We start from the raw sequence: 11,070 nt of genomic DNA, 5'->3' as shown, positions 1-11,070 counted from the left end.
GAACAGGAAAGCGGTATAGAGAAGCCTCTACACCGCTTTACCGGATCCGATTGGCACTGGCAAATCTCCTCAATGAGTTTATCGCCTACTCCCGCTTAAAAAATTCGGGATGAGTCATGTCTTTAGAGAATTGTTCTACTATGTTATCTCTGCCTTTACTATTAAAATATGCTTATTAGCGAAGAGTCTCTATAAAAATGCGCAGATTTAGTTATTTTTCACAACATGGCAGGTGGAATCCATATCTTTACCCTTCACCAAGTACACCTCACTGTTTAACCTCGTCAAGTTAAGACCAAATTCATCCTCACCGGCCACTACCCTGTGGCGCTCCTGAAACAGGCCTTTGCCAGTGAGGTCCAAAAGCTTGACCTCAACTGTGCCCGGCTGCGCCACGCACAGCTAATTTTAATGTAACAACCACACCCAATAGGTTTATTTAATTTATTGCCTCGACAGCATTTTGTTTGGAAACTAATAAGATCTATAAACACAAAATAAATTTTTTTACGCCTAAGGCTGATACTTAAAACAGGAACAGCTGCAACTGCAACCAGAACTGATTATACCTTGCTTTTTCAGCGCCTCCGTCTAAAGCCTCTCTTCCATAACCCACCGACGTATAGGAGAGCCTGAGGTTAGTGTTAAGGTCGTTGAAGAAGTAGTTAAGTCCTCCGCCTATACGCTCGTTCGACATGAGCATATTCATGGCATCCATGGTTGCACCATCGGCTGTACCAGGCAAGCCAAATTGTGCAGGCCTACCGTTGATGTTCTGGTTCTCATACTTTATCCAAGGCTGTAGCTTTACATTCTTAAAGTAGTAGCCCAGCTCCAGAAACTGGATGTTCTGGCGTGGGATAAGCCAGGCAAAAGAATAGGTGCCTGTGCCGGTTCCTCCTGTCATTCTTGTGTAGGCAGCATTTACTGTTATGGAGCCTGCGTTACCTGCTGGTGCGTCCAGAAAAGCGTCCATACCGAAGTTTCTGTAAGAGCCCTGCACATCGAAGCCTCCGGCCAGGGCAAAAGTGCGCCCTTTCCCCAGCTTAGTGCCATCGTAGTAAAAGTCTTTCTCTGGCTCCAGAAAGTTGTACACCGTCCGGCCAACAACCCGTATAGGACCGCGCCCGTTGTCTCGTCCTGCTATAGGTTGACAGAAAATTGTCAAAAATGGAGGATAGAAAATCAAAAGAACGTATCATTGCCGAGTACTTAGCCAGCGGTCTAAGCTATCGTCAAGCAGCGCCTAAATACGGAGTGAATTTCCGTACGCTGCACAGGTGGGTAAAGCAACACAAAGGGCAGATGAAAAAGCCAACAAAAGCAGTGACTGTAAAGCCCGTTCCGGTTTTACCCCCAGGGCAGGAGTCCCTGCCAACCGATGTCAAACTCCTTCAGGCAGAACTGCGCAAAGCCAGGCTTCATACGCAAGTACTAGAGCAGGTGATTGCTATTGCCGAAGAAGAGTTAGGTCTTTCCATCCGAAAAAAGTCTGGCACCAAGCAATCTTAAGAATAGAGCAAAGCACACCATCCCGAGCTGTCGGGGTACTTTGCTCTTTGTTTGGTTACAGCGGACAAGCCTACTACCAGCAGATCAAAGCACAGGAGCAGGAGGCGCTACAGGAGGACCTGCTGGTGCAGGAAGTGCTGCGCATCCGGCAGACACAAAAGCGACTGGGTGCTCGCAAGTTGCTGGTGATCATGTCAACGTTTATGCTAGAGCATAGGATAAACATGGGGCGTGATACTTTTTTTGAGTTACTGCGTGCCCATGGTCTGCTGGTCCGGAAGCGAAAACGCTATAAGCCGCAGACCACCTTCTTGGCTCATTGGCTCCGCAAGTACAGCAACCTGATCATTGGTTTTATACCCGTAGCACCTGATCAACTTTGGGTCAGCGATATTACCTACATTCACTTACAGAGTGGCTTTGCCTATCTAAGCCTTATTACCGATGCCTACAGCCGTAAGATTGTGGGATTCTACCTTAGCAAAGACTTATCTGCCATGGGATGTATGCAGGCGCTGGTAATGGCACTTCAGAATAAAGGCGCGCATCAAAAATTGATTCATCATTCCGACAGGGGCATACAGTATTGCAGTTACGCCTATGTTAAGCTCTTGCAGGATCATAGTGTAGCTATCTCGATGACGCAGAAGGGTGACCCGCTTGAGAATGCCTTGGCTGAGCGAGTCAATGGCATCCTGAAAGAGGAGCTGCTGGAAGTAGTTTATTCTTCCTTCACTGCTGCACAGACAGCCATAGCCACAGCTATTAGTATCTATAACTATCAGCGGCCTCATTCCAGCGTGGATATGCTCACTCCTGTGGAGGCACACACCAAAACAGGCATATTGAAAAAGCACTGGAAGAACTACTATGCTATCAAAAAAGAGAAGCAGAAAGATATGGTATAAGAAAATAGCTAAACAAAATTGTAAAGCTCTCAACGGACTACCAACTATAGGAGTAGCTACCTGCCGAGCCGCTACTTATTGTAAAGTACAAACAAATGTAAAGGGTTGGCAGGATTAAATTTTATGTGTAAACTTGATAAAGGATTAATGTAAAAAAGTGTCAACTTTTTTCAGGACGAGGCAGGTTAATTTCAGTCTCAAAAAACACGTTACCTTTTCTGGACAGCTGTGCCCCGAACAGAAGACGCGCCCGGTAGAGGTTGAAGCTCCTCAGATAGTGATTGTTAGAACCGGATGCCGCCTCATCCATAGCACTCATTGGCCCCTGACTTAAAGCTGCAAACATATGAATGGCCGCCCCTACCTGATAGCTGCGCTTAAATTCTTGCGCCAAGGGCAGTGTGTCCTGCTCCATCACGCTTCGCTCCGACGAAAGGCTCTTGAGGAGCAAAGGCTGTTTGTCCTGGCCTTTCGATTTATCAGTTTCCAGAGCAGTGGCTGCCTGCACAGTCTGAGTACCCGATTCCATTTGCTGCGAGGGTGACTGTGCCACACTCGTTAGCAGAGGTAACTGGAACAATAATGCTGCGACAGTGAGTAAACTTTTCTTCATGGTGTTATCAGGTATTAATTTTAAAAGGTATAGCCAACAGAAAGGATGAAGTGGCGGGGAGCTCCGGGGAATGCCCGCATAAAATCATAGCCTCCTACAAAGTAGTACTCATCGAGCAGGTTGTTGACGTTCAGGCTCAGCCGAAACTTGTTTGCCCGGTAAAAAGCGGCCGCATTTACCACAGTATATTCAGGCCAGTAGTCCCAGATCATGTTACCTGACTGCGTGTCCTGAACCTGACGTTCCATCCGGCGCGTGCCCATATAATTTCCGCCCAGGGCCAAACCAAACCCCTCCAATGCGCCACCTTCAAAGGTGTATTTGGCCCACAAACTGGCAGAATGTTTAGGTGCGTTAGGTGCCATTGTCCCTCTCTCCGCTTCCAGATCAGCGGCTAGCACTTCGGTATGGTTAAAGGCATAGTTCACGCTCAGGTTAAACGCAGCGCTTAAACTTCCCGTCGCCTCCAGCTCCACTCCCTGTGATCGTATGCGTCCGTTCTGCCGGTAGATGGGATTGCCTTCGTCGGTGATCTGACCAGTGTTGACCAACGTATTCCGCTTTTCGATATGATAGACCGACAGTGTGGCGAAAAGGCGCCTGTTCAGGAACTCGCCCTTAATCCCGGACTCTGCCTGAAAACTGCCCTCGTTTTCGAAGGGGCGGGTACTGCCGTAGTTCTCCGGGTTGCGGATAAAGGCCGGATCGATGGGCTTGTACCCCTGGCTGTAGCTGGCAAAGTAGTTCAGGTTATCGCGTAACTTGTAAGTCAGGCCCGCTCTCGGGAGAAGCACATTCTGGTGCACTTTCTCCTCCCCGTTATTATAAACACGCTGGTCCCGAAAAAACTCCTGTCGTAAGCCTAAAAGCAGTTTCAGGCGGTCAGTTACGGTTACCTGGTCTTGTACGTATACCCCTGTGGTGGTGTAGCTGGCGTTAAGATAGTCTACAAAAAAGGAAGCTAGCGGCCTTCGGATATACTTGCTCGGGTCCCGGAGTTCATAGGTCGGGTTACTGAGATCAAATGTTAAAGGTATTTGCTGACCGTTTACTTCCATCTCACGGGCCTCCCACTGGTGCCCCCGCTTGTCGGTCTCGAAGCTGATGTAGTCCATACCTGCCACCAGATCGTGACGTAGCCTGCCGGTGTTGCCGTTGATAGCAAAGTAAGTGGAGAGGTTGTCGGTATATTCGTTTACTTTCTTCTCCATGTAGCGCATGTTCATGATGGTATTGGCAGGCGCATCGGCAAAGGTGTTTAGGGTGCGGTGCTCGCTTAGGTCCTCATGGTAGACAAATTTCATGTAGGCCGCATTAAAAGACAGCCAGTTGCTAAGTCGGTGGTTAAGCGAGCCGTTCAGAGAGATGTCGTTTACCCGATAGTAATCGCTTGGCTGGCTCAGGGTGAAGGACCTCGGCAACGCGTACAGGTTGCCCCCCCGAATCCCCATCCCGCGGTCGAGGTAATCATCAAATTTACTATATACCAGTTCGGCGTTAACCGTGGTATTATCTGTTGGGCGGAAAGTAACAGTAGGCGCAATCATCAGAGAACTGCGGTCGTTTACTTCCCGGAAGGTCTTAGTATCTTCGTAGCCAATGTTTAACCGGTAAAGCAAGGACTTATCTTCGTTGAGCGGCCCTGTCAGGTCGATGGTGCTGCGCACGGTCTGGAAACTGCCGACGGAGAAACTGACTGCTTTCCGATCTTCATCGAGTGGCTTTTTGGTTACCAGATTGACCGTACCACCGGGGTTGATGTCACCGAAGAGGGCGCCGCCGGGGCCTTTGAGTACCTCCACGCTCTCCAGGTTTACCGTGAGCGGCACCCGAAAAAAGCTCGTGCCGTAACCGTAGCCCGAGCGCAGTCCGTTCACCAGCCTAAAACCTGTTTCGTAGCCGTTACGGAAGCCCCGAATCGTCAGGTCATCGTATGCGGAATATTGATTTACACCCGCTAGGTTCTGCACCACGTCCGTCACCAGGAAGGCCTGCTGGTCCTCGATCAACTCCTTAGTGACAGAGGAAATAGTCTGGGGTACATCCACCACCCGGCTCTGCAGTTTGGTACCGACAAAACTGTAGTCGTTTATATAGTTGGTTTCCTTGCGGCCTGTCACCAGCACCTCCTGCATCATATGCGTGCGCCGGTCCAGCACCACGTCCAGCCAGACATGGGGAGAGTGTTCTGTCACCGCAAAAGGAACGGCTTTATCTGTAAGCCCCAGCCCTTTCATCAGGAGGATATAACTCCCGTAAGGCAACCGATCCATTTTGAACGTACCGTCCAGCGCGGTAATATTGCCAATTGAAGTATCTTTTATACCGACAGAGACACCAACCAGTACCTCTCCTTTTTCATCCTTTATTTTACCACCTACACTGCCTGTAGGCTGGGCAAAAACAGGAACGCAAAAGAGGCATAGCATCAGGGCGCACAAGGTACCTTTGGTAAAAATTGCAGTCATTGGTCAGGTCAATAGTAGCTCTTGAGAGTTAACATGATATATGCTATGTTTCATCGACTCTTGCAGTTGCAGGTCCATGTGGATGGTTCTGTAAACAGGCGTCTCGTCCTGGCAGTTCAGCCGGAAGCCTTGTTTAGCCCAAAACTCCTGTGCGCCGAAAAGGAAGGGGTGCGTGTGCAGGTAGAGTGTTTCTATACCTTTGTGCTCAGCTTCTTCTCTCAAGGCCCTAACAAGGCGTGTGCCTAACCCAATTTTCCGAAAAGCTGGCTCTACATAAAGTTTCTGCACCTCGGTTGTCAGCTGCCCCTTATAATTTAAGTGGGCAAAGCGATGGTCAAAAGTACGCATACCGACGGTACCAACTATTTGATCAGACTTGTCTGTTGCAATCAGAAATACAGCGTTTTCATCCTCCACGTAAGAGGCTTCGAAGTGCGAAAGGTCATGGGGCAACGTGCTGTGATCTATCATTGGGAACAGCTCTTTCCGGAACTCCATCACATAGCGCACCAGCTCAGGAATCCGCTTTTTTTCGACTGCCTTTATCTGTATCATCATGTGAGTATATTATCTTGGTATCACTATCGATTCATTCTTCACCCGCATTAGCCGCTGATTTCTGGCTTTGCTCAACCTTTTCCTAGGTTAGCTAAGAAAAATTCGCAGCTGCGTTAATGGTGGTTACAGCAACTGCGGCATGTGAAATCCATCTGCTATATGGGCGCACGGTTCAAACTAAAGGGCATTCACAAAATAGAGTATCCCAACAGAGAAGAGGTGCAGCTCTTGATTCGCGTTCACCTCAGCCATAGCATTACTGTATCGGGTGGTGTTGTAGTAGTAATAAGTAAACAATCGCATATCCTGGCTTGCAATAGGCTTGTATTCCAAGCCTGCTAAATAGCCAATGTTCTTTCTGAAATTATTACCGAAGCCGTTATCCGCTCGGTGACTAGCTGTCTCGTAGAAGCCCTTCGCAGTCAGAAACCACTTTGGCACAAACTCATAATCTGCTCTGAGTACAGCCGTTTTATAATTAATATCTTGCATAAAGGTGGGTGCAAATGCTGGTGAAGATGCCCTAATTTTGTTGGCAGCGGACGACCCTATATTGGGATAGTCGACGGCCATATTAGCGCTCTGTAAATCGAGATAGCCACTAAACCTATTAAGCACCACCTGGTTGCCGATTGATACCGCAAAATCTGTCTTACCTGCGGCAAACTGGGAGACATTGTAGCTGTAAAAGGTCTGCCATCTTTTATCGAACATGTTTCCCAGCCACGCAACGTATAGACCTAGAGGCGTCTTTGATGGTCTTAATCCATTTTTATCATAGCTTATCGCGTTAAACGTTCCGTTAAAATCGTTGTTGAAGGTATTGTGCAACTGCAGTTGAAAGGTATGGTTTTCTGTGATGTCGTAGCCCAGCTTCATAGCCAGTAAAAAAAGGTTCAGCTGCCTGTTCACAAACTCTGTATACTGGTACTCGAAAGTAGGATTTTTGTCAAACTCCCAGCTCCCCACACTCGCTGACTGTTTTCCAACAGTCAGGTGCCATTTCTTCTCATTGCCAAAACGATACATTACATTGGCATGGTCAATTGAGCCTGGAGCATTATCCAAACTATTATGAGCAGAGCTTCTGTTTAGCCTGTATCTTACCCGATAGCTAAGGTCTGGTGTAATAGTTCCCCTCACCTCGAAGCGTGCTTCATTTAACCTAACAGAAGCTTGATTAGATGAACCACTTGGAAGCTCCAAAGAGCTCCGAAGCAGAAAATTTATATCTATCTTTTCGCTTAAACTCGATAACCCGTTTCCTGAAAATCTCTCACTAACAACTGCTTCACTTGTACTTGCGCTATCTGCGGTACTTTGGTCGTATGTGGCATTTTGGGCAAATGCGGCCTGGGTTACAAGTAGTAGAGAAGCGAAAAATAGTTGACATTTATTCATAATACGCTATGATTTTATATGGATACTCCTGCTTGATATATTGCACTTGCCACCTGTTCTTTTTAAATTCTATAGAACAAGCGGCAGCGACACCGCACTTACATGCGCTATTATCTGTTCACCAAATACTTAATAAGAAATTTTTATCTTCCGGGCACGACCATTAGTTTGTCGTTCACCATAACTGTTGTAAAGCGCACGTCATATACATATTCCAGAAAGGCACTGGCGTGGTAATCGAGCTCATTTGTTGGCGTAACAACTGTCCGGTCTTTCATAAAGTAGCAATGGTCGGCATACAGAAAAGCCATGTTCGGGTCGTGCATAATAGCGATAACCGTCAGGTTGTTTTCTGTTAAGTTTTTAAGCTTCTCCAGCACATAGGTCTGGTAATAGATGTCGAGGTGGTTGGTAGGTTCGTCGAGTAAAATAATGCGGGGGTTCTGCACCAGTACCCGCGCAATCATAACTAACTGCTGCTCACCACCCGATAGCTCGGTATAGGGCCTATTGGCCAGGTGACTGATGCCCAACTCCTCAATAGCCTGCTCAACTTTTTCCCTGTCGCTCTTTTTGGGGCTGAAGGCAGAAAAAGCAGCTCTGCCCGTAAGCACGACATCCTTTACCTGGAAGGGAAATACCGACTTGTGGAACTGAGGCAAGAAGCCAAGCACGCTGGCGCAATCTGAGAAAGACAACTTGCTTCGCTCTTTCCCTATCAATTTCACAGAACCATGCTGGTACTTCTGCAGGCCTGCCATGATGTTGAAGAGCGTAGACTTGCCGCTCCCGTTCCGCCCTAATAACACGGAAAAGCTGTTGGCCGGGAATACTACGTTCACTTGCTCCAGTATCGGAGTATGGCCATACCCAAAACTGAGGTTGGTTACTTCTAATGCCGCTTCTGTCATACCCAGTTAATTTTATTTTTTTTCATTAAGAAGAGGAAGAAAGGAGCCCCTAATAACATGGTAAAAATGCCTATTGGAATCTCAAAATCCATGAGTGAGCGGGAGAAGTTATCTATAATAACAAGGAATGACCCGCCAAAGAAGATGTTAGCCGGCATCGACTTTCGGTTATCTGGCCCCACCATCATGCGGGTGAGATGCGGTATAAACAGGCCATACATGCTGATGACACCAGCCGCCGCCACCGACGTAGAAGTAGTAAGGGTCGCCAGGCCTACCAGCATCATCTTATCCGCAGTAGGATTTACGCCCACCGCTTTTGCCTCCTGTTCACCTAAGGCAAGCAGGTTAAGCCGCCAACGCATCAGGTACATGCCCACTATGCCTACGCCTACTGGCAGAGCGGCCGTGTTTACCTTGTCCCAGGAGGCATGGTGCAGGTTACCCATAGTCCATTGCACAATAGCCTGTAGTTTATAGGGGTCGCTCATGTACTGCACCACAGTGAGGGATGCTGTAAATATGCCAGACACAATCATACCTGAAAGGATGACCGCTACAATGGAAGACTTGTTGTTGCTAAAGGCAAAGGAATAGGTCAGGATAACTGAAACCACTCCCAGTACAAAGGCTGTTACGTTGATATGGAAGAACGGAAAGGCAATGGCCAGTGCCGCTCCGAAAGCCGACCCTGAGGAAATACCTAACACGTATGGGTCCACGAGCGGATTCCGGAAGATACCCTGCAAAGCTCCCCCGGAGGCAGCCAGGCCGGCTCCGATGATAAAGGTGAGCAAAACCCTTGGCAGGCGCACATTCTCGATGATGTTATTGAGCATGAAAACCTTATTCGAACTCTCGTTGATGTTGCCAGCCAGCGCAGCCTTACCCCAGTCCCAATAGTCCATAAACACCAGGCCCTGCGATGGGCCAACCGTCAGAGAATACAGCAAGAGCGGTATAGGCAAGCCATAAATCAGAGAGGCTGTCAGAATTTTTCTCATTCGAGTAGCGCACTAGCTTTGGCACCATACAGGTTCGTCATAATATCCCTTCTGTTCTCTTCGAGGTTAAAGTTCTCTTCGCTGCCGTAACAGATGTTATGCAGCTCTATGGCAGCATACATTATCTTGAGGGTGTGCGGGTCGTAAAAGAATGGAGGATTCAACACATGCACGTTCTTGTTCCGGACAGCCGTTAAAACAGACAGCTCTTTCTTGTCATATAGTACCTGTGGGTCTGTGCTCCAAAGCAGAATCAGGTCAGGATCCCAACCGATCAGTGTTTCAGGGTTGATGTTGGGCTGGTCCAGCTCAAAGGTGCAGGCGTTTTGCACACCTGCCAGTTGGAAGCATTCATTCATGCGGCTGTTCTTGCCCGAGGTAGAGTATATTCTACCACCGGACCAGGCATAGTACACCGACTTTTTTTGCCCGATGTCCTTCGTCGCCTCCTTTATCTCGTCCAACTTGCCACGAGTATAGCTTAGCAATTCAACTGCCCGCTCATGTGTACCTGTCAATTTGCCGATGTTCTCTATTTCTTCAAACAATTGCTCATTGTTTTGCGGTGACACTGCAAACACATTTATACCTAAACTCTCCAACAAGCGAATAGCGTCGGTTTGGCCGGAAGCGATAATTACCAGATCAGGCTTGAGGGCCAGCACGCTTTCAATATTAGTGGATGTTTCCCAGTTGCCCGGAGCTGATAGTTCTTTCCTGGCGATGCGTGGATCCAGTTTACTAAAATACTTAAATGTTTCGGGATTCGAATAGATGTTGTTCTGTATACCTACCACAGTATGCTCTGCATTGAGCATATATATACCATCTAAGGCACCCTGATACAGTACAATTACTCGTTTTGCCGGCTCTTTTAGCCGTATCTCCTTATTCCGTATATCCTTTACCACAATAGCGCCATCGGCTACCATTGTTTCGCCGTTTTTGCTATTGCAAGCATTTAAAAAAAACAGGCACGCACTCAGGGCCATTACCATACGGCTAGCCGTCTTTCCTCTCCAATACTTCATACGTTCTTCAAAAACCGTTGTGTGCTTCTTCTTAAGACCATCGTGCGGAACAGTAATTTATGTCTAATTATAAAATATCAAAAGGCAGACTATTCCTGCCGATGCACAGGGAACAGTCTGCTTTCAGTTTTTAGAATGTAACTCTCTAATGCAATTGAAAATGGTCTTCTCCTACTTCTGTCGCGTGTTACCATAGGCCTTGACCATCTGTGAAGGGTGCAGCACCCGCTCCTCAATTTCAGTTATAAAGCCACCGCTCAATAACAACTGATACAGCGGTGCATCATACGCAACACATACCTCGTGCTCATCTGTTATAAAAATCGGCACATGTTTATTGCCTATCTCGAAACAGATGGTGCCCACTTCCTGCAGGCTTCGGGGGCGTAATACCACGCAATCACATGGTTTTATCTTTAACAGGATGGCCCGCTCTACCGACAGATAGAGCAGATCTCCATCATCAAGTGCGCTCCTATGCGACTTATCAATCAGGACCTCTACTCCTCCCTGTGTCTTCTTTTTTATTCTAGACTTGAAGGCCTCGTACCATTCTATTTCAAAATAGTCACATGTGCGACCATTCAGCTTTAGCACCTGCTTTTTAGGAAGTGCCTGCGTCACGACAATGGGCTCCGTCAGCATCGACAACTCTTTAGCCATG

At 47.7% G+C, this 11,070-nt stretch carries 11 protein-coding genes; 2 read left to right on the top strand and 9 right to left on the bottom strand.

Annotation, left to right across the window (positions count from 1 at the left end):
- Positions 1 to 526: 526 nt before the first annotated feature.
- Positions 527 to 1,168: a hypothetical protein gene (locus ACMA1I_RS07730; RefSeq protein ID WP_337067730.1), complete on the bottom strand. Its 642-nt coding sequence runs from the start codon at positions 1,166 to 1,168 to the stop codon at positions 527 to 529.
- Positions 1,169 to 1,170: 2 nt separating this feature from the next.
- Here ACMA1I_RS07730 and ACMA1I_RS07725 point away from each other — a divergent pair, with 2 nt between their 5' ends.
- The gene (locus ACMA1I_RS07725) at positions 1,171 to 1,512 is read left to right on the top strand and encodes a transposase (protein ID WP_337067729.1); all 342 of its coding nucleotides are present in this window, start codon (positions 1,171 to 1,173) and stop codon (positions 1,510 to 1,512) included.
- 47 nt (positions 1,513 to 1,559) lie between these two features.
- The gene (locus ACMA1I_RS07720; RefSeq protein ID WP_337067728.1) at positions 1,560 to 2,420 is read left to right on the top strand and encodes an IS3 family transposase; all 861 of its coding nucleotides are present in this window, start codon (positions 1,560 to 1,562) and stop codon (positions 2,418 to 2,420) included.
- Positions 2,421 to 2,580: 160 nt separating this feature from the next.
- Here ACMA1I_RS07720 and ACMA1I_RS07715 read toward each other — a convergent pair whose 3' ends face one another.
- The 8 genes from ACMA1I_RS07715 to ACMA1I_RS07680 all read right to left on the bottom strand — a co-directional run bounded on the left by ACMA1I_RS07715 (position 2,581) and on the right by ACMA1I_RS07680 (position 11,069).
- The gene (locus ACMA1I_RS07715; RefSeq protein WP_337067727.1) at positions 2,581 to 3,033 is read right to left on the bottom strand and encodes a hypothetical protein; all 453 of its coding nucleotides are present in this window, start codon (positions 3,031 to 3,033) and stop codon (positions 2,581 to 2,583) included.
- 20 nt (positions 3,034 to 3,053) lie between these two features.
- Entirely contained in the window at positions 3,054 to 5,501 is a 2,448-nt protein-coding gene (locus tag ACMA1I_RS07710) for a TonB-dependent receptor (protein WP_337067726.1), read from the bottom strand.
- 3 nt (positions 5,502 to 5,504) lie between these two features.
- Positions 5,505 to 6,059, bottom strand: a complete 555-nt coding sequence (locus tag ACMA1I_RS07705) for a GNAT family N-acetyltransferase (RefSeq protein ID WP_337067725.1) — start codon at positions 6,057 to 6,059, stop codon at positions 5,505 to 5,507.
- A 177-nt stretch (positions 6,060 to 6,236) separates the two neighbouring features.
- Positions 6,237 to 7,460 carry a porin gene (locus ACMA1I_RS07700; RefSeq protein WP_337067724.1) on the bottom strand — a complete coding sequence of 408 codons (1,224 nt, stop codon included), beginning with the start codon at positions 7,458 to 7,460 and terminating at the stop codon, positions 6,237 to 6,239.
- 143 nt (positions 7,461 to 7,603) lie between these two features.
- Positions 7,604 to 8,371, bottom strand: a complete 768-nt coding sequence (locus tag ACMA1I_RS07695) for an ABC transporter ATP-binding protein (protein WP_337067723.1) — start codon at positions 8,369 to 8,371, stop codon at positions 7,604 to 7,606.
- Positions 8,368 to 9,375: an iron ABC transporter permease gene (locus ACMA1I_RS07690; RefSeq protein WP_337067722.1), complete on the bottom strand. Its 1,008-nt coding sequence runs from the start codon at positions 9,373 to 9,375 to the stop codon at positions 8,368 to 8,370. The genes ACMA1I_RS07695 and ACMA1I_RS07690 overlap by 4 nt, the downstream gene beginning before the upstream one ends.
- The gene (locus tag ACMA1I_RS07685; RefSeq protein ID WP_337067721.1) at positions 9,372 to 10,406 is read right to left on the bottom strand and encodes an ABC transporter substrate-binding protein; all 1,035 of its coding nucleotides are present in this window, start codon (positions 10,404 to 10,406) and stop codon (positions 9,372 to 9,374) included. The genes ACMA1I_RS07690 and ACMA1I_RS07685 overlap by 4 nt, the downstream gene beginning before the upstream one ends.
- A gap of 171 nt (positions 10,407 to 10,577) precedes the next feature.
- Entirely contained in the window at positions 10,578 to 11,069 is a 492-nt protein-coding gene (locus tag ACMA1I_RS07680; protein ID WP_337067720.1) for an urease accessory protein UreE, read from the bottom strand.
- Position 11,070: the final 1 nt, after the last annotated feature.

Source organism: Pontibacter sp. 13R65, from assembly GCF_047525655.1.
Lineage (GTDB): Bacteria > Bacteroidota > Bacteroidia > Cytophagales > Hymenobacteraceae > Pontibacter.
Note: the sequence above shows the minus strand (reverse complement) of the source record. Positions and strands in the feature narration are given on the sequence as shown.

Excerpts from the sequence above, each read along its gene's own strand:
- ACMA1I_RS07725 (WP_337067729.1), top strand. The coding sequence starts at position 1,171 with ATGGAGGATAGAAAATCAAAAGAACGTATCATTGCCGAGTACTTAGCC.
- ACMA1I_RS07715 (WP_337067727.1), bottom strand. The coding sequence starts at position 3,033 with ATGAAGAAAAGTTTACTCACTGTCGCAGCATTATTGTTCCAGTTACCT.
- ACMA1I_RS07710 (WP_337067726.1), bottom strand. The coding sequence starts at position 5,501 with ATGACTGCAATTTTTACCAAAGGTACCTTGTGCGCCCTGATGCTATGC.
- ACMA1I_RS07705 (WP_337067725.1), bottom strand. The coding sequence starts at position 6,059 with ATGATGATACAGATAAAGGCAGTCGAAAAAAAGCGGATTCCTGAGCTG.
- ACMA1I_RS07700 (WP_337067724.1), bottom strand. The coding sequence starts at position 7,460 with ATGAATAAATGTCAACTATTTTTCGCTTCTCTACTACTTGTAACCCAG.
- ACMA1I_RS07695 (WP_337067723.1), bottom strand. The coding sequence starts at position 8,371 with ATGACAGAAGCGGCATTAGAAGTAACCAACCTCAGTTTTGGGTATGGC.
- ACMA1I_RS07690 (WP_337067722.1), bottom strand. The coding sequence starts at position 9,375 with ATGAGAAAAATTCTGACAGCCTCTCTGATTTATGGCTTGCCTATACCG.
- ACMA1I_RS07685 (WP_337067721.1), bottom strand. The coding sequence starts at position 10,406 with ATGAAGTATTGGAGAGGAAAGACGGCTAGCCGTATGGTAATGGCCCTG.
- ACMA1I_RS07680 (WP_337067720.1), bottom strand. The coding sequence starts at position 11,069 with ATGGCTAAAGAGTTGTCGATGCTGACGGAGCCCATTGTCGTGACGCAG.